This window comes from Veillonella sp. oral taxon 780 str. F0422 (genome assembly GCF_000221605.1).
In the GTDB taxonomy this organism is placed as follows: domain Bacteria; phylum Bacillota; class Negativicutes; order Veillonellales; family Veillonellaceae; genus F0422.
This window is the reverse complement of sequence record NZ_AFUJ01000055.1, coordinates 89,969-107,668: the sequence shown is the minus strand read 5'-3', so window position 1 is coordinate 107,668 and position 17,700 is coordinate 89,969. Positions and strand designations below refer to the sequence as shown.

The 17,700-nt window shown below is 39.5% G+C and carries 19 protein-coding genes and 1 pseudogene; all 20 read left to right on the top strand.

Translation table 11 applies throughout. The features are described 5' to 3' along the window. Window positions 1-15: 15 nt before the first annotated feature. The 20 genes and pseudogenes from prfB to rsfS all read left to right on the top strand — a co-directional run bounded on the left by prfB (window position 16) and on the right by rsfS (window position 17,699). Window positions 16-1,123, top strand: a protein-coding gene (gene prfB, locus HMPREF9200_RS06880; RefSeq protein ID WP_240629050.1) for a peptide chain release factor 2 whose coding sequence is annotated in 2 segments (ribosomal slippage) — window positions 16-72 and window positions 74-1,123 — 1,107 coding nt in all. Because the reading frame shifts where the segments join, the coding sequence is not laid out codon by codon here. A gap of 10 nt (window positions 1,124-1,133) precedes the next feature. Continuing rightward, entirely contained in the window at window positions 1,134-1,853 is a 720-nt protein-coding gene (locus HMPREF9200_RS06875; protein WP_009372211.1) for a DUF2993 domain-containing protein, read from the top strand. 8 nt (window positions 1,854-1,861) lie between these two features. Further along, a complete protein-coding gene (locus HMPREF9200_RS06870) occupies window positions 1,862-3,886 on the top strand; it encodes a DUF5693 family protein (protein WP_009372164.1) in 2,025 nt (674 codons plus the stop codon). After that, window positions 3,879-4,970 (top strand): polysaccharide pyruvyl transferase CsaB, encoded by a 1,092-nt coding sequence (gene csaB / locus HMPREF9200_RS06865; protein WP_009372213.1) that lies wholly within the window; start codon window positions 3,879-3,881, stop codon window positions 4,968-4,970. Before HMPREF9200_RS06870 ends, csaB begins: the two co-directional genes overlap by 8 nt. A 38-nt stretch (window positions 4,971-5,008) precedes the next feature. Next, a complete protein-coding gene (locus tag HMPREF9200_RS06860) occupies window positions 5,009-5,836 on the top strand; it encodes a transketolase (protein ID WP_009372190.1) in 828 nt (275 codons plus the stop codon). Window positions 5,837-5,838: 2 nt separating this feature from the next. Next, a complete protein-coding gene (locus HMPREF9200_RS06855; RefSeq protein WP_009372224.1) occupies window positions 5,839-6,771 on the top strand; it encodes a transketolase family protein in 933 nt (310 codons plus the stop codon). A 15-nt stretch (window positions 6,772-6,786) separates the two neighbouring features. Further along, the gene (gene ftsE, locus HMPREF9200_RS06850) at window positions 6,787-7,473 is read left to right on the top strand and encodes a cell division ATP-binding protein FtsE (protein ID WP_009372248.1); all 687 of its coding nucleotides are present in this window, start codon (window positions 6,787-6,789) and stop codon (window positions 7,471-7,473) included. Continuing rightward, on the top strand, window positions 7,463-8,350 hold the full coding sequence (gene ftsX / locus HMPREF9200_RS06845) for a permease-like cell division protein FtsX (RefSeq protein ID WP_009372198.1): 888 nt from the start codon (window positions 7,463-7,465) through the stop codon (window positions 8,348-8,350). Before ftsE ends, ftsX begins: the two co-directional genes overlap by 11 nt. A gap of 5 nt (window positions 8,351-8,355) precedes the next feature. Continuing rightward, a complete protein-coding gene (locus tag HMPREF9200_RS06840) occupies window positions 8,356-9,537 on the top strand; it encodes a murein hydrolase activator EnvC (RefSeq protein WP_052847083.1) in 1,182 nt (393 codons plus the stop codon). Window positions 9,538-9,631: 94 nt separating this feature from the next. Next, window positions 9,632-10,810 (top strand): S41 family peptidase, encoded by a 1,179-nt coding sequence (locus HMPREF9200_RS06835; RefSeq protein WP_009372237.1) that lies wholly within the window; start codon window positions 9,632-9,634, stop codon window positions 10,808-10,810. A 46-nt stretch (window positions 10,811-10,856) separates the two neighbouring features. Further along, window positions 10,857-12,127, top strand: a pseudogene (obgE, locus tag HMPREF9200_RS06830) (GTPase ObgE). An 8-nt stretch (window positions 12,128-12,135) separates the two neighbouring features. After that, entirely contained in the window at window positions 12,136-12,423 is a 288-nt protein-coding gene (gene yhbY, locus HMPREF9200_RS06825; RefSeq protein ID WP_009372199.1) for a ribosome assembly RNA-binding protein YhbY, read from the top strand. A gap of 22 nt (window positions 12,424-12,445) precedes the next feature. Continuing rightward, window positions 12,446-13,573, top strand: coding sequence for a glutamate 5-kinase (gene proB / locus HMPREF9200_RS06820; protein WP_009372242.1), 1,128 nt, complete (start codon window positions 12,446-12,448; stop codon window positions 13,571-13,573). 3 nt (window positions 13,574-13,576) lie between these two features. Beyond that, a complete protein-coding gene (locus HMPREF9200_RS06815) occupies window positions 13,577-14,833 on the top strand; it encodes a glutamate-5-semialdehyde dehydrogenase (protein ID WP_009372183.1) in 1,257 nt (418 codons plus the stop codon). After that, window positions 14,830-14,973 carry a hypothetical protein gene (locus HMPREF9200_RS08750; protein ID WP_009372194.1) on the top strand — a complete coding sequence of 48 codons (144 nt, stop codon included), beginning with the start codon at window positions 14,830-14,832 and terminating at the stop codon, window positions 14,971-14,973. Before HMPREF9200_RS06815 ends, HMPREF9200_RS08750 begins: the two co-directional genes overlap by 4 nt. Continuing rightward, window positions 14,963-15,574 carry a nicotinate-nucleotide adenylyltransferase gene (nadD, locus tag HMPREF9200_RS06810; protein WP_009372176.1) on the top strand — a complete coding sequence of 204 codons (612 nt, stop codon included), beginning with the start codon at window positions 14,963-14,965 and terminating at the stop codon, window positions 15,572-15,574. The genes HMPREF9200_RS08750 and nadD overlap by 11 nt, the downstream gene beginning before the upstream one ends. A gap of 59 nt (window positions 15,575-15,633) precedes the next feature. Next, a complete protein-coding gene (gene yqeK, locus HMPREF9200_RS09065) occupies window positions 15,634-16,023 on the top strand; it encodes a bis(5'-nucleosyl)-tetraphosphatase (symmetrical) YqeK (protein WP_009372229.1) in 390 nt (129 codons plus the stop codon). 35 nt (window positions 16,024-16,058) lie between these two features. After that, entirely contained in the window at window positions 16,059-16,217 is a 159-nt protein-coding gene (locus HMPREF9200_RS09060) for a hypothetical protein (RefSeq protein WP_009354003.1), read from the top strand. Continuing rightward, window positions 16,218-17,330: an LCP family protein gene (locus tag HMPREF9200_RS06800; RefSeq protein WP_009372225.1), complete on the top strand. Its 1,113-nt coding sequence runs from the start codon at window positions 16,218-16,220 to the stop codon at window positions 17,328-17,330. 9 nt (window positions 17,331-17,339) lie between these two features. After that, window positions 17,340-17,699, top strand: a complete 360-nt coding sequence (rsfS, locus tag HMPREF9200_RS06795; protein ID WP_009372156.1) for a ribosome silencing factor — start codon at window positions 17,340-17,342, stop codon at window positions 17,697-17,699. The last annotated feature ends 1 nt before the right edge of the window (window position 17,700 follow it).

Sequence of the window (17,700 nt, the reverse complement as noted above, 5' to 3'; positions counted from 1 at the left end):
AAAGAGGTGAATAAATTGTTAGAAGACTTAAAAGGTCCTATTGACAATTTAGAGGAGCGTATTTTTGGAATGAGGGATTCACTTTAACATCGCTCAAAAAGAAGAACGCATATTAACATTAGATATAAAAATGAGCGATCCTGATTTTTGGAATGATCCAGATTCGGCTCGTGATATCTCCCAAGAAGCTACGCAATTAAAAGATGCCGTAGAAGGGTATAAAAAACTTGTTACAGACATTGAAGAAGCAAAGCTCATGTTAGAAATGGCCATCGATGAAGAAGATGTATCTATGGAAGGTGAGCTGACTACTATGGTAGAGCAGTTGACCCATGAAGTAGAACATCGTGAAGTATTGCTTTTATTAAGTGGTGAATACGATAAGAACAATGCCATCCTTACATTCCATGCTGGTGCCGGTGGTACGGAGGCACAAGATTGGTGTTCTATGTTGATTCGTATGTACTTGCGGTGGGCAGAAAAACAAGGGTATAGTATTTCTCTTATGGATGAACAAGTAGGAGATGAAGCGGGCATTAAAAGTGCCACATTCCTCATCAAAGGGGAAAATGCTTTTGGGTATATGAAATCTGAAAAAGGGGTCCATCGTTTAGTTCGTATTTCTCCTTTTGATTCTGCCGCACGTCGTCACACATCATTCTGTGCTGTCGACGTGATGCCGGAAATTGATGAAACTGTTGAAATTAATTTGGATATGAAAGATGTACAGGTAGATACATACCGTGCTAGCGGTGCAGGTGGACAGCACATCAACAAAACAGACTCTGCAGTACGTATGACACATATTCCGACAGGGATTGTCGTACAGTGTCAAAGTGAACGCTCACAAATTCAAAATAGAGAGCAATGTTTAAAATTATTGCGAGCTAAATTATTTGAATTAGAGTTAGAAAAACAAGCTGAATTAAAAGAACAATTAGGCGGCACGTATCAAGCTATTGAATGGGGAAGTCAAATTCGTTCGTATGTGTTCCATCCTTATAATATGGTAAAAGATCATCGTACCAGTGTGGAAACTGGTAATGTACAGGCAGTTATGGATGGTAACCTAGATCAATTTATGGAAGGTTTCTTGAAGAAAGAAGCGAATTTATCAATATAATGGAGTGACCGTGAGAAATTTCTTTTTAAAAACAATAGTGTTTATCTTAGTAGTAGTCGGTATTATCCTAGGGCTTTCTTCCTTAGTATTACCATCTTTCGTAAGTAGTCAGGTGGAATCTAGACTGCAAGGGGCTTTACATCCAGAAGCGCAATCTATGCGTATTGAATCATCGCCAGGAATTAAGTTAACCTTAGGAGACATTGATTCATTTCGCGGCTATTTGGATGGTGTTATGCTAGGTAAATTGAAAGTCCAACGACTAGCTTTTGATTTACGACAAATTAAAGTGGAGCCAGTAGAGCTGTTTTTAGAGGAACGATTGCACTTCACTAGTTTTGGGCAAGGTCATATTGAGGGAATCATACATCAAGATGATTTGAAACAATATATTGAACAGCAGTTATCTGAAAAAGGTACAAAAGGTTTGACCATTGAAACAGTAGATATATCTGACCGAGGTGTTGTTATGAGTGGTCAGATTGATGTAGGTGGATTTCTATCCGGCAAGGTAACTATACAAGGTCATTTGGAGATTGAAGGTAATACACTACAATTTTCTACTGAAAAGTTATCCATTGGTGGTGCTAGTTTGAATCGCTTGTCTAGCGGAGCTGTGAAAGCGATACCTCTTTATAATTTTGAAAACTTCCCAATTCCTGTTCATTTGGATCGTGTAGAAACGGGGCGTGAAGAGATTCACGTATTTGTTCATCCAGTAACACAGTAGGAGGAACTATGAAGTTAAAAAACATATCTTTCTATACATGGATTTTATTAGCTTTTCTTGTTGCTGGTATTGTAAGTGGATTACTATTAGTAAAAGAGCGTCATTACATTGAGGCTCAGCAAGAACAAATTGAAAATATTATAGATTATGATGGTTTACTTCGTGCTAATGCCTATGAAAAAAGGTCTCTAGGGGAGGCAATTGCATCTGCCAAGGAGTCTGGGATTACAGCATTAGCTATTTATGATAGAACCTTACAAAAAGAAACCGATGCTGGTCATATTCGCATGTATACTTCTAATGATTTAGAACAATTGCAAATCAACGGAGTGCAACCAGGTACTACCTATATCGGAATGATTCCAGGTAAAGAAGCTTACTTTCAAGAAGTACAGGATGATTTATTGCGCCGTTTAGGTCAAAATAAAGTACATATATTGCAAACAGATCTAGGCCCTATGTTAGGATTAGCTTTACCAAGTGATTCTTTAAAAGATATGAATTTAGGTATTTCTAAATTACAAGCTGAGGAAGTAGCTAAACTTGGCTTTCATGTGATTGTTCGACCAACAAATTATAAAGGTGCCACAGTAGAAGACGTAGATCATGTATTCCAACGTATTGATGGTGTATCTGGTGTAACAGGTATGATTTTCGTTGGAAAAGAAGCATTAGGATATCCATTACATGTGGATCGCACATTGGAGCAATTAGAGAAACGTCAAATTCCGCTAGTAGGAATTGAAGCGGTGAATCAATTGCAATATTTTCCACAAGCAGGGTTCTTGGAGATGGCCAATGCCAATCATTATAAAGTGGGAAGATTGTACACAGTATCTAAGGAAGAAGTGCGTAAGTTAACCCCAGCTGAGTTAATTCAATGGTTCTATATTAGTGATATTGAACGAAATATACGGTATAACTTGTTTCCAATTTATGAACAAGGTGTAGATAATAAAACTGCTTTAGAAACTACATTGTTTGTGGCGAAACAAGTGACAGATAAACTACAAGCTCGTGGTTTTACTACTGGAGAAGCCTCTGTATATCCAGTGTACTTCCCGAATACCCTGTTGCGATTGTTAACGATGACAGGTGTCATAAGCTTGGCTACACTTACATTAGGTCAGTTCGTACATATACGTAAATCATATTTACTAGGTCTATTCGCACTGGGCAGTATCGTTTCTATTGGCATTTATATATTGACCACAGGGACAAAAATTATGTCGGCTTGGGCACTAGTAGCTGCTATTTCTGCTCCAGTGTTGGCAATGACGATGATCTTTGATTGTTGGTCAAAACGGAACCACACGGGTATATCCCCTTGGAGAAGTACCATAGAATCTGTGGTATATCTAGTCGTAGCAGCTCTAATAGCTGCTATTGGAGGAATTAGCATTGCAGCCATGTTAGGTAGTACGCAGTTCTTCATGGAGTTTGCTTTATTCCGAGGTGTAAAATTAACCTTTGTGGCACCAGTACTATTGACAGCCATAGCATATTTGCAACGCTTTCCTATTTGGAAAGGACGAACTATATCTTCTGTAAGTGATGTGAAATCTTTTATTACAGAATTTGTTCAAATTGATATTAAAGTCTATAGTTTATTAATTGCTGGGGCTTTAGCGGTAGTGGCCTATGTCTTTGTAGGGCGTAGTGGTCATACAGCTGGCGTACCAGTACCGTCTTGGGAACTAGCTTTACGTAGGTTTTTAGAAAACACGATGTATGCTCGCCCTCGTGAAAAAGAGTTTTTAATCGGTCATCCAGCGTTTATGCTGGCAGCCTATGCTGTGGGATGCCGTATTCCAATGGTCATGCATTTTGCTTTATCCATAGCGGCAGTCATAGGTATTGCTTCTATGGTGGAAACATTCTGTCATTTACGTACGCCAGTGTATATGTCCATTGCTCGTGGTTATGATGGATTATTATTAGGTATCGTCATCGGTTTAGTAGCGATTATAGCGGTACGTTTCATCGGCTATGGCATTCGTTGGTTCCAAGGACGAGGTGAAAGTCATGTGTAAGATACTCATTTCCGGTTATTATGGATTTGGTAATGCCGGAGATGAAGCGCTATTGAGTTCTATTTTGCAAGCATTGCTGGAATTAGAACCGAAGGCCGAGATTACGGTGATTTCTGGAAATCCTAGTGAAACTATGAGCACTCATAAGGTGAAAGCCATTGGTCGTTTTGATATTTGGAAGATATACCAAGCTGTGTATTCTTGTGATATGCTCATCAGTGGCGGTGGTAGTTTGTTGCAAGACGTAACAAGTGCTCGTAGTTTGTATTATTACTTAAGCATTATAGCTTTAGCGAATACATTGGGAAAACGAGTGATGATTTATGCCCAAGGCATTGGACCTTTGCGTAAATCCTTGGCTCGTACTACGGTGGGGCGTGTCTTGAATCAAGTATCCATGATTACTGTACGAGATCATGCCTCAAAAGAGGAACTACGTTCACTAGGTATTCATCATGTACCAATTACAGTAACTGCTGATGCTGTGTTAGGGATGCACCCAGTGGAGGCCACAGCAGGTCGTGATATATTGGCATCGTATGGGGTGCCTCTAGACCAACCAATTGTGGGTGTTTCCGTACGTGCTTGGAAAGATTGTACAGAGTATCAAACTACATTGGCAGAGGCTCTAGATCAGATTCATCGAGAAACAGAGGCTCATATCGTGTTTATTCCTATGCAACATAGGGAAGATACGATGGAGGCAGAAGCCATTGCCAAACGGATGACAGTTAGATCGACGGTTTTGGCTGATGCCTATAGCACAACAGAGCTACTGTCGTTGAGTAGTTGTGTGGATGTCATGATAGGTGTACGGCTCCATGCATTAGTATTTAGTGCGTTAATGGAAACACCTTGTTTAGGGATCTCTTATGACCCTAAAATTTTAAACTTTCTTCATATGATTGGGGAAGTGCCAGTAGGTGATTTACATACATTAGAAGTTGAACCTATTGTGGCACGTGCAGTAGAAGCTTTGGAACGAAGCACTTTCACAGATACCGTGCTAGAAAATATCCATGAACTACGAAGAAATGCATTAAAGAATGCCCGCATTGCCATCGGCATGCTGCATGATAAATAATTTACCTTAGAATTGTGTATAACACGGGAGGGTATAGTATGTTAACACTTGAACAAAAACAATTGATACAAGAAAAAGCAAAAGCGATTCGTGTAAACATCGTGAAATCTGTGACAGCAGCAAAATCTGGTCATCCAGGAGGATCTTTGTCCATTGCTGATGTGATGAGCTTGTTGTACTTTCAAGAAATGAATGTAAATCCAAATGAGCCAAAAGATCCAAACCGCGATCGTTTTGTCTTATCCAAAGGACATGCTGCACCAGCTCTGTATGCTACATTAGCAGAAAAAGGGTTTTTTCCAACAGAAGAATTACTAAACTTGCGTAAAATCGACCATATCTTGCAAGGTCATCCAGATATGAAATACATTCCAGGTGTAGATATGTCTACTGGTTCCTTGGGACAAGGTATTTCTGCAGCATGTGGTATGGCATTGGCAGGTAAGATTGATGGAGCCTCCTACCGTGTGTACTCCGTACTAGGTGATGGCGAACTAGAAGAAGGGCAAGTATGGGAAGCAGCGATGTTTGCAGCACATTATAAATTGTCTAACTTAACAGCTTTTGTAGATTTTAATGGATTACAAATCGACGGTGATATCACAAAAGTTATGAGTCCATTACCAATTGATGAAAAGTTCAAAGCTTTCGGTTGGCATGTGATCGTGGTGGATGGTCATGATTTAGATGCTTTACATGAAGCAGTTACAGAAGCAAAAGCAACTACAGATAAACCGACTATGGTGATTATGAATACTGTTAAAGGGAAAGGTGTACAAGCTATGGAAGGCCAAGCAGGCTGGCATGGTAAAGCGCCATCACAAGAGGAATGTGACAAATTTGTAGCGGAATTGTTGGAGGTGTAATCATGGGAAAAGCGACTCGTGAAGCATATGGTACAGCCTTAGTAAAAGTGGGGGCTACTCATAAAGATGTTGTTGTATTAGATGCAGATTTATCAAAATCTACAAAAACTGATGAATTTAAAAAAGTATATCCTGAACGATTCTTTAATGTAGGGATTGCAGAGCAAAACTTAATTTCTGTAGGTGCTGGCTTAGCAGCAGCAGGAAAAGTGCCATTTGTATCTTCCTTTGCTATGTTTGCTACCGGTCGTGCCTTTGAACAAGTGCGGAACGCCGTATGCTATCCAAAATTAAATGTAAAAATATGTGCTACTCATGCAGGGATTACTGTCGGTGAAGACGGTGCGACACACCAAAGTTTGGAAGATATTTCTTGTATGCGTACATTACCTAATATGACAGTTGTGGTACCAGCAGATGCAGCAGAAACAGAAGCTGTGATTGCTTGGGCAGCAGAGTATCATGGCCCTGTGTATGTACGTTTAGGACGTGCTGGTGTAGAAGATGTGACATCAGAAGGATACACATTTATACCGGGTAAATCTCAACAATTACGTGACGGTAAGGATGCTACGATTATTGCCTGTGGTGCCTTAGTAGGACCAGCAGTAGAAGCAGCAGCTACATTAGAAGCAGAAGGCATTTTTGTACGTGTTATCAACATGGCATCTATTAAACCAATTGATGGAGAAGCAATTGTGAAGGCCGCAAAAGAAACGGGAGTATTGATTACTGCTGAAGAACATAATGTGATTGGTGGCTTAGGTAGTGCGGTAGCGGAAGTAGTGGTAAAAGAGTATCCAGTACCAATGGAATTTGTCAGTGTGAAAGATACCTTTGGTGAATCTGGTACACCAAAAGAATTGATGGCAAAATATGGATTAACAGCAGCTGATATTATAGCAGCTACCAAACGAGGTATAGCGCGAAAATAGGAAGGGAATGATAGAATGATAGAATTTAGAAATGTCCATAAAGTATACGACAATGGTTCTATTGCTTTAGAGGATGTATCGATTCATATTGAAAAAGGAGAATTCGTATTAGTCTGTGGGCATTCTGGAGCAGGTAAATCAACATTTATTAAGTTACTTTCACATGAAGTCACACCAGATTCTGGAACGGTTATTGTGAATGATGTTGATGTAACACGTATCAAATCTAGTAAAGTACCGTACTTGCGTAGAAAGTTAGGTATTGTATTCCAAGATTTCCGATTATTACCATCAAAAACAGTGTTTGAAAATATTGCGTTCGCACTAGAAGTTATCGAGGAAAAACCGAAAGTAATTAAAGAGAAAGTTTTAAATGTATTAGAGTTGGTCGGACTCAGCGATAAAGCTAATGATTTGCCACAAGATCTTAGTGGTGGGGAGCAACAAAGGGTAGCTATCGCTAGAGCCATTGTAAATAAACCATTGGTGCTGATTGCAGATGAACCAACAGGTAACTTGGACCCTCAAACAAGCCGCGATATTTCTGATCTTTTTAAAGCCATCAATAACTCTGGTACAACCGTAGTGATGGTAACACATGATATGGATATGGTGTCTTATCTAAACAAACGAGTGATCGCCTTAGAAGGTGGTCGTGTAGTAAGTGATCAAATGAGAGGGGCCGCATTCCATGAAAATTAGAACGTTTAAGTATTATATAAAAGAAGCCGTTCAATCCATGCGCCGTAATGGATTGATGTCCTTGGCATCTATTTCCACTGTCACATTATCCTTGTTTATCTTGGGTGTATTTGCTTGTGGAGTGGTAAACCTTAACAATTTGGCATCCCATTTAGAGAGCCAAGTACAAATTAGTATCTACTTGAAGGATAACTTAACAACACCACAAGTGATGGAATTAGGTAAAAAGTTAAAAGCCTTGCCAGAGCTAAAGGACATTGAGTTTGTCACAAAAGATGAAGCTATGAAACGCTTTAAAGAGCGCTTAGGGGAGCAACAGCAATTAGTCGATTCCCTAGATGGACATAATCCATTGCCAACGTCTTATGTGTTAACATTCAATACACCAGACCAAGTGAAATCTACAGCGGAAATTGTCTCTAAATATCCAGAAGTAGAAAGTGCCCACTATGGACAAGACGTGATTGAACAAATTTTTGAAGTCACAAAAATTATTCGTATCGGTGGTATTGTGCTCATCGGCTTCCTAGCAGGGGCTACCTTATTTATCATTTCCAATACGATTCGTTTGACGGTATTTGCCCGTCGTAAAGAAATTGGAATTATGAAATATGTAGGTGCCACAAACTGGTTTATCCGCTGGCCTTTTGTATTAGAAGGTATGTTTTTAGGCGCTATTGGTGGTGCGATTGCAGGCATTGCTACTTGGCAATTCTATCGCTATATCACAGTGGAAGTGATTGCAAACTTTGCGTTTATGCCATTGGTACCAATGATGCCGTTTATCTATCAACTATCTGCAGGATTAGTTGGGATAGGTGTGATTGTGGGTGCTATTGGTAGTACCATTTCGTTAAAACAATATATGAAAGTGTAGGAATGATGAAGAAAAAAACAGTAACACTAGTAGCTAGTTTACTATGCGGTTCTATCATGATGGCTACACCGTACTGGTATCAAGCACAAGATGAAGACTTAACGAATCAGTTGTCAAATATTCAACAACAATTAACAAATGAGGCCAATAAAAAGTCGGAAGCAGAAAAAACGATTGGTACCGTATATGAACAGTTACATGCTATACAGATTGAATTAGATACAGCCACTGCAGACTTAAAACAAGTGCAAGCAGATCGTATTCGTTTAGATCAAGATATTACGAAAACAGAGGCAGAATTAAAAGCAGCACAGGAACGTTTACAATCACGAGAAAAAGTGTTCTACAAACGGGTACGAGATATTTATATTAACGGACGTTTAAGTTACTTAGATGTAGTGGTTGGTTCTAAAGATTTTAGTGATTTTGCAAATCGTATGGAAATGTTGAAACGGATTCTTCAAGCCGATATGGAATTGATTAATACCATAAAAACTGAGCGTGAAGAGATTGCTAGTAAAAAAGCTAAGTTGGAGGCAGACCGGGCTAAAGTATTAGAACTTGAAAAAGTAGCACAGGAAAAACAAACGATTATCAATCAGAAAAAAGCAGAACGTCAAGCAGTATTAGAACGAGCGATGAATGACCGTGATACAGCAGAGCGGGCCTATAATGAGTTAATGGCATCATCTGCAAGCATTACAGCTATGTTACAACAACGAGCAGCAGAACGTGCGGCAGCAGCCGCAGCAGCTAGCCAAGGTGGTAGCAGTGGTGGTGCTACTACTACATGGGTACAGGGAACTGGACAGTTAGCCGCCCCTGTTAATGCACCGATTACATCTGATTTTGGATGGCGTATCCATCCAATTTATGGTACAAGTCGTCTCCATGCAGGTACTGACTTTGGTGTTGATGAAGGAACACCAGTACATGCAGCAGATGGTGGCGTTGTTGTGGAAGCTGGCTGGATTAGTGGCTATGGATATACAGTTATTATTGATCATGGTAATGGTATGTCTACTTTATATGCTCATAATAGTGATGTATCGGTAAGCCCTGGTCAAACTGTATCAAAAGGTCAAGTAGTTTCCTACTCAGGTAACACAGGTGGTTCTACAGGTCCACACCTTCATTTTGAGGTGCGTATTAACGGGGAACCAACAGATCCAATGGGATACTTATAGAGGAGACTATGGAAGATAACAAAAAAAATCTAATTGGATACGAATAAAAGAGTATTTGTTTATCTCTGAAAAACACGATGAAGCTTATACTACTATGGAGATGTTAAAAGAGGTTGATTCTAACATAGAGCAGCTAAGTTTTAAAGATAGAATCTATAAGTTAATAGGTAAGCTGATAAAGTTATTAATTGTATTCCTTATTATGCTTACTGGTTTCTTTTGGTATATTTCTGGATCCCCCTTAGGCCTTGCTAAATTTGGTTACACCTATTACATCACTACACAATGGGCTATGGACCCACCATCTAAAGAAGAACTTTTTGTGAATATGTTAAAGGGATTAGCTAAAGGTACCCATGATAAACATACTGTTTATTTGGATAAAGAAGATATGAAAGCACTTGAGATGCATACATCTTCTACCTATAGCGGTATTGGTTTATTATTGGATTTTTCCGATGGTAAAGTTCTCAAAGTAGGTGCTACTATGGAAGGGCAACCAGCAGAAGCAGCAGGACTTCAAAAAGGAGACCAAATACTTGCGATTGATGGGACACCTATATCTGATATAGAAAAAGAAGAAGTAGCTAATCATATTCGTGGCGAAGCAGGTACATTTGTAGTGCTTCGCATCCTTCGTAGCGGAGAAGAGCAAGAGATTTCCATTGAACGAAAAACTATTGTCATGCCTACTGTAAGAGGTAAGATGCTAGACGATAGTGTCGGTTATATTCGGTTAACGCAGTTTGCTGAAAAAACAGTAGATGAGTTTACGAAAATCTATGAGGACCTTCAAGCTAAGGGGATGAAACGCTTAGTATTAGACTTGCGTGATAATCCAGGTGGTTTAATCACTACTGCCCATGGTATAGGGCAATATTTGATACCTAAAGGGCCGATTGTAACGGTACAAACTAGAAAAGGCCGAAATAGCGCCTATATGTCTAGAGGTGACCATAGTCTAATTCCATTAGTTGTGTTGATTAATGGTAACTCTGCAAGCGCTTCAGAAATTATTGCTGGTGCGGTGCAAGATACGAAATCTGGCATTATTGTGGGTACAAAAAGCTATGGTAAAGGTACTGTGCAAAGTGTAGTACAAGGTCTTGATGAAGAAGGCTTAAAAATTACTATTGCTCGCTATCATACACCTAATGATAGGGTCATCGATGGTATTGGTATTATACCAGATGAAATTGTGGAGCCGTCCAAAGCAAATCCTGAAGAGGATGTACAGTTGGAACGGGCTATTGAAATTGTAAAAACTCTATGATATAGCGGCTTCGGCCGCTCTATCTATAGGGCTAGAGGAAAAAAATATGTTTATAGATCGTGCCCGTATATTAGTAAAAGCGGGAGATGGCGGTAACGGTATGAGTAGTTTCCGTCGAGAAAAATATGTGCCACAAGGGGGACCGAATGGTGGCGATGGCGGTAAAGGTGCCGACATCATTTTAAAAGCTGATAGAAATATCAATACACTTGTTGATTTTAGATATAAACGTCAATTCAAAGGCGATACCGGTGGTGCTGGACAAAGTGCTAACAAGCATGGTCGTGGCGCTGAAAATTTAATTGTTTCTGTTCCATTAGGAACAACGGTAACAGATGAAGAGTCTGGTAAATTAATGGCTGATTTAGTCGAAGATGGACAAACTTACATGGTGGCCAAAGGTGGTCGCGGTGGTCGTGGTAATGCACGCTTTCAAAATAGTGCTAACCGTGTACCAACCTTTGCTGAAAAAGGAGAGCCTGGGGAAGAGCGTTGGTTAAATTTAGAGCTTAAAGTGTTGGCTGACGTGGGATTACTAGGATATCCAAGCGTGGGTAAATCCTCTATCATCCGCAAAGTATCTTCTGCAAAACCAGAAGTAGCTGCGTACCATTTTACTACATTAACTCCAGTATTAGGGGTAGTCTCTGTAGCACCAGGTAAAAGTTTCGTTATGGCAGATATTCCAGGTTTGATTGAAGGGGCTAGTGAAGGCATTGGCTTAGGACATTCCTTCTTGCGTCACGTAGAACGTAGTAATATTTTGCTCCATGTATTGGATGTATCTGGATTAGAAGGTCGTGACCCTATTGAAGACTTTCATAAAATCAATGAAGAGTTAGCTAAATATAGCGAAAAATTGAGCAAGAAAAACAATTAATCGTATTGAATAAAACAGACTTGTTACAAGATGAAGAAACATTGCCAAGAGTGACAAAATACTTTGCTGATCAAGACTATGAAGTATTTGCGGTGAATGCATTGACTGGAGAAGGGTTGCCATCATTAGTAGAACGTGCATGGTATTATGTGGAAAATTACGTGCCAGAGCCAGAAGTGGTGGATGACACTGTATACTATGAAGCAAAACCTGATACTGACTTCGTCATTACTCGCGGCGATGATGCATCCTATATTATCAGTGGTTCTCGTATTGAGAAATTGGTGGCTATGACAAATCTTGATGATGAACAAGCATTGCGAAGATTCCAAAAGATTTGGCGTTACATGGATTTAGATGCGGAATTGAAAAAACGTGGTATCCAAGATGGCGATGAAGTAGTCATCGGTGATCAACGATTTACATTCCATGATTAGGAGATAGAATGACAGGTAAACAAAAGCGATATTTACGTGCCTTAGCAAGTACTATGCCAGCGGTTGTTATGATTGGTAAAGGAGGATTGGAAAATCCTGTTATCGACAGTGCACGAGCTGCCATTACAAAACGTGAATTAATTAAAGTAAAAGTTCTAAATAACTGCTTGGAAGATCCAAAAGAAATTTTGCCTCACTTAGCGGATATGTTAGGAGCAGAGTTAGTACAAATCATCGGACATAACGGTGTGTTGTATAAAAAAGCAAAAGATCCAAAAATTGAGTTGCCAAGATAATCAATCCACATGAGGTGAAGCGATGAGAGAAGAGTTACGACAGGCGAAACGGGTAATTGTTAAAGTAGGTACAAGTTCATTAACGCATGCAAATGGACGCATTAACATTGATAAAATGGAAGTGTTAGTCCGTCAAATTTGTAATTTAGCTAATGCAGGGAAAGAAATGATTTTAGTTTCTTCTGGGGCTACTGCTGCTGGTCTTCCCTCATTGGGATTTACATCAAGACCCGATGACATTGCTTTAAAACAAGCCGCAGCCTCTGTGGGACAAGGCATCTTGTTACATATGTATGAAAAACTATTCGCTGAATATGGACATACGGTAGGACAAATTCTTGTAACCCGTGAAGATACGGTGAAACGTAGTCATTATCTTAATTTACGGAATACATTGACGGCCCTCATTGGATTAGGAGTTATTCCTATTATCAATGAAAATGATGTAGTGGCTATCGATGAGTTTAAAATTGGTGATAATGATACATTATCTGCTAATATTGCTAGCATTATTGATGCAGATGTATTGATTATTTTATCGGATATTGAAGGCCTATATACAGCGAATCCGTCTACAGACCCAAATGCTACATTAATCCATGAAGTAGAGGCTCTTACTCCGTACATTTATGAAATTTCTGGTGGTGCAGGGTCTTCTTTGGGCACTGGTGGTATGTATACGAAGATTCAAGCTGCTCATATTGCAACGAACTCTGGAGTTCATATGATTATCGCCTCTGGTGACCATCCAGATAGTATTAAAGCTATTATGAATGGAGAAGAACGAGGCACGCATTTTTGGCCTCATCGAGATGTACCGCAAATTAAAAAGCGCTGGATGGCATTTGGCACACGTTTACAAGGTACCATTCATGTAGATAAAGGATGCCGTGATGCATTACTCACCAATGGATCTAGTGTTTTACCAGTAGGTATTCTATCTGGTGAAGGGCAATTTGAAGAAGGGGATACCATATCTATTGTTCACGATGGAGAAGAAATTGCCCGCGGTATTGTGAACTTTAATCTATCCGACTTGTTAAAGATTAAAGGACGTAAATCACAGGATATTCCTACTATACTAGGTGTTCGTGATACGTATCATGTAGTGGTGCATCGAGATAACTTAGTTGTCTTACGACAGGAGTAAATTATGAATCCATATACTGCATATTTTGAAAATTTAGGCAAAGCAGCACGGTCAGCTTCTATGGTAGGACAAGTGCTAAGTACAGACGATAAGAATCGTATCTTGGAACAGATTGCTTATGATTTGGAAAATGCTATACCAATGATTTTAGAAGCGAATACTATCGATTGTTCCCAAGCTAAAGAGAATGGAGTTCTATCTGTGATGATGGATCGCCTTCGTTTGACGAAGGAGCGCATCGAAGGTATTTGTGAAGGTGTTCGTCAAGTGGCTCATTTGCATGACCCCATTGGTACTGTCTTAGAAAGTAGAACCTTAGACAATGGCTTGCGTATTGAAAAACGGCAAATCCCTATCGGAGTTATTGGCATGATTTATGAAGCTCGCCCTAATGTGACAGTAGACGCAGCTGCCTTAGCCATTAAGACCGGTAATGCGATTATTCTTCGTGGAGGAAAAGAGGCATACCATACGAGTGAGGCGATGGTACAGATTATGCAAGCTTCTTTAGAGCGGTGTGGAGCTCCGAAAGAGCTAGTTCAATTAGTGTCTATTCTTGAGAGAGAAGCTGTAGGTGAATTGTTAGCACAACGCAAATGGATTGATGTGATGATTCCACGTGGTGGAGCAGGATTGATTCAATTTGTCGTGAACAACAGTAAAATTCCTGTTATAGAAACAGGGAGTGGTGTTGTTCATGGCTATGTGGATGTATCTGCTGATGAAACGATGGCATTACAGGTATTGGAAAATGCAAAACTGTCACGACCATCTGTATGTAATGCGATGGAAACAATTCTGTTACATGAAGCAAGACTGCAAGATTTAGGGCCTAAGATTGTATCTATGTTAGAAGAAAAAGGTGTTGCCATCTATGGGGATACACAAATTCAAAGCTTGTCTTCTCAGGTGAAACCTAGTACAGAGGATAATTGGGCTACAGAATATAATGACTATATTGTGAATTTCAAAGTGGTATCTTCCATTGATGATGCTATTACTCATATCAATACATTTGGTACAAAACATTCTGAAATGATTATTACAGAAGACCCAACCGAGGCAGAACGATTTATGAACTTAGTGGATGCTTCCACAGTTTATGTGAATGCATCTACACGATTTACAGATGGTTTTGAATTTGGCTTAGGGGCTGAGATTGGCATTAGTACACAAAAACTCCATGCTCGAGGACCTATGGGACTAGATGCGTTGACAAGCTATAAATATTTTGTCTTTGGCCATGGACAGGTGCGATGAAATTAGCAGATGTAAAAGCTTACTTTCATTATATGAAGTCTCCTAAAGGAGCTTATGAATGGAAGTCCTACGGAATCGTATTAGTCATACTAGGTATTGTATCTCTAGTGTGTATAGGGGCGTGGTTACATGGTAGATAAGAAAAAGAGAGTTGGTGTTTTGGGTGGCACTTTTAATCCGATTCATTTGGGCCATCTTATGATTGCAGAAATGGCATCAGAAGCATTTGATTTGAATCGGGTAATTTTTGTGCCTGCTAAGGAACCTCCTCATAAGGAATCGGATGTGATTGAGGCGAAATATCGATTAGAAATGGTACGTGTAGCAGTATTGGATAATCCTAATTTTGTAGTTTCTGATGTAGAGATGCTGCGGGATGGGAAATCTTATACCATTGATACATTGCGATATTTTCATGATTTGTATGGATCAGATACGGAATTTTTCTTTATTGCCGGCACGGATACGATTCAGAATTTACCAACCTGGAAATATATTGAACAGCTCTTAGATATGTGTGAGTTTATTGGGGCTATCCGCCCTGGTGCCACTGCTGATATTGGTGAAAGTATCGAATGGCTTGCTCAACGAGGCGGTCGTATTCACATATTAGAGGTGCCAGAAATGAAGTTATCTGCTACGGAATTGCGTCGCCGACTGCGGTATGGATTATCTACACGATACATGTTACCTAAATTGGTGTATCAATACATTAAGGAACATAAAATATATAATACATAAGGGTATTTGTTGTTAGGTTGATGCTTGTTTTATGGATAACCCTAGAAAGGTATAGGCTTGTGAAAGATATAACAACAATAGAAAATTTACAAAATGTTGTGAAAGTCCGGCTTTCACCAAAACGATTTGCTCATACATTAGGTGTGCTAGATATGGCAAGACGATTAGCCAATCATTATGGTGTTTCTATAGAGAAAGCAGAAGTGGCAGCTGTATTGCATGATGCTATGAAAGAAAGACCTTTACAAGAAATGCAAACAATGGTGATGGATGCACAGATAGCGGTGGATTCAGAAATGCTTAACAACGGGGCATTACTACATGGACCTGCGGCAGCAGCCTATGCTAAGTTAGAGTTGCAGATTCAAGATGAATCGATTTGCGAGGCTATTCGAGTTCATACATTAGGAAGTACCCATATGAGCTTATTAGATAAGATTATTTTTTAGCTGATTATATTGAACCAAATCGTGATTTTCCTGGTGTGGAAGAACTACGTGCGTTAGCATTTAAAGATTTGAACGCTGCTGTGATTCGCGCCTATGATGGAACGATACGTCATTTGCTTGATCAAGGGTTAAGTATACATGTAGATACGATTCGAGGTAGAAATAGTGTATTGTTAGAAAGGTCGGATACATAAATGGAGCGAAATATACGACGAAAGCCGCGCCGACATGGACTGCGATGGGGACGCATTATAGGGGCCCTAATTTTACTAGTAGTTTTTGTAGGCCTTCTAGTATGGGGAATACGTAGTGCAGTGAGTGCTGTATCTCAACCGAGTACTACTAGTCAAGAGTCGCATCCATTGCCGGTTGTGACTAATACAATACCTATGGATATGAGCTCCATTAAAACATCCTATATGTTGCTTGTTGGCGTTGATAAAAGTCAACCACAGCAAGCAGATGCTTTGTATGTGATAGCTTTCAATATGGATGCAAAAACTTTGCAGATTATTGGTATACCGAGTAATAGTAAAATAATTAACCGTCACAGTGATACACCGCAACGAATTAATGATATGTATGCACAAGGTGGAATAGAATTAACGAAAGCCGTAGTGGAAGATATGTTTCATATAGTTATCCCCTATTATGCAGTGGTAGATCAAGAGAGTTTCCAGTCTATGATGAACATTTTTGGAACTCTAAGCCTATATGTGGAGCAATCTATGGTACATCGAGATGCAGCTTCTGGTGAAGTGGATATCAACATTCATCAAGGGTACCAAGATATGACTAATGATACCGCCTTTGGATATATGAGATACGTCAATCAAGAAGGTGATACATTAGCAAGGACTATGCATCAAGAACGATTATTAAAGACTATGTGGGAGAGAGAACGAAATCACGTTAGCTTGGGAACCGCTTTTCGAGTGTGGCGACAATGGAGTCATATTAGTACTAATATTAGTACATGGGATGGTGTTCGGTTTATCACAAAAGTGATTGACTTTCCTAAAGATAAAGTGCGGTGGTATATTTTACCAGGGTCACCAGAAACAATTGATCATGTAGACTATTGGAATGTAGAGCCTATAGAATTACAACAATTGGTAGGAATTACTGTGGGAGATATTCCAAGTGATGCTGAAGTGATTCCAGTGATTGGAGATACTCCAAAAGGTATTGGAAAAGATAGTGCTGATGATTCTTTAAAAGATGCTGAAAAACAGACTAAAGCTACGAAAGAAGATAAGTCTATGGATACAGAAAAATCAGAACCAGGGAGTCCCACAACAAGATAAGGAGTTAGAATGAAACAGAAACAAGATATTTTAGGAACAGTAAAAATCTTAGCGCAAGCTGGATATGATAAAAAGGGAGAAGACATTTCCATTATGGATATGGAAGGTCTTACCATGTTAGGAGATTATTTCTTAGTGGTTACAGCAAACAATGTGAAACATGCACAAAGTGTAGCTGATGCCATTGAAGATGCCGGTGCAGAACAAGGTATGACCGTATTACATCGCGAAGGATATCGTGAAGGAGATTGGATTTTACTTGATTTTGGTGATGTCATTGCCCACGTATTTACAGGTGAATACCGCCATTTCTATGGCTTAGAAGAATTGTGGAAGGATGCACCGAGAGAATCCTTTGAAGGAGTCTAAT

Coding starts and splice junctions, on each gene's coding strand:
- HMPREF9200_RS06870 (WP_009372164.1), top strand. CDS start 1,862: ATGAAGTTAAAAAACATATCTTTCTATACATGGATTTTATTAGCTTTT.
- HMPREF9200_RS06860 (WP_009372190.1), top strand. CDS start 5,009: ATGTTAACACTTGAACAAAAACAATTGATACAAGAAAAAGCAAAAGCG.
- yhbY (WP_009372199.1), top strand. CDS start 12,136: ATGACAGGTAAACAAAAGCGATATTTACGTGCCTTAGCAAGTACTATG.
- ftsE (WP_009372248.1), top strand. CDS start 6,787: ATGATAGAATTTAGAAATGTCCATAAAGTATACGACAATGGTTCTATT.
- rsfS (WP_009372156.1), top strand. CDS start 17,340: ATGAAACAGAAACAAGATATTTTAGGAACAGTAAAAATCTTAGCGCAA.
- csaB (WP_009372213.1), top strand. CDS start 3,879: ATGTGTAAGATACTCATTTCCGGTTATTATGGATTTGGTAATGCCGGA.
- HMPREF9200_RS06815 (WP_009372183.1), top strand. CDS start 13,577: ATGAATCCATATACTGCATATTTTGAAAATTTAGGCAAAGCAGCACGG.
- proB (WP_009372242.1), top strand. CDS start 12,446: ATGAGAGAAGAGTTACGACAGGCGAAACGGGTAATTGTTAAAGTAGGT.
- HMPREF9200_RS06835 (WP_009372237.1), top strand. CDS start 9,632: ATGGAGATGTTAAAAGAGGTTGATTCTAACATAGAGCAGCTAAGTTTT.
- HMPREF9200_RS06800 (WP_009372225.1), top strand. CDS start 16,218: ATGGAGCGAAATATACGACGAAAGCCGCGCCGACATGGACTGCGATGG.
- HMPREF9200_RS06855 (WP_009372224.1), top strand. CDS start 5,839: ATGGGAAAAGCGACTCGTGAAGCATATGGTACAGCCTTAGTAAAAGTG.
- ftsX (WP_009372198.1), top strand. CDS start 7,463: ATGAAAATTAGAACGTTTAAGTATTATATAAAAGAAGCCGTTCAATCC.
- HMPREF9200_RS06840 (WP_052847083.1), top strand. CDS start 8,356: ATGAAGAAAAAAACAGTAACACTAGTAGCTAGTTTACTATGCGGTTCT.
- nadD (WP_009372176.1), top strand. CDS start 14,963: ATGGTAGATAAGAAAAAGAGAGTTGGTGTTTTGGGTGGCACTTTTAAT.
- HMPREF9200_RS08750 (WP_009372194.1), top strand. CDS start 14,830: ATGAAATTAGCAGATGTAAAAGCTTACTTTCATTATATGAAGTCTCCT.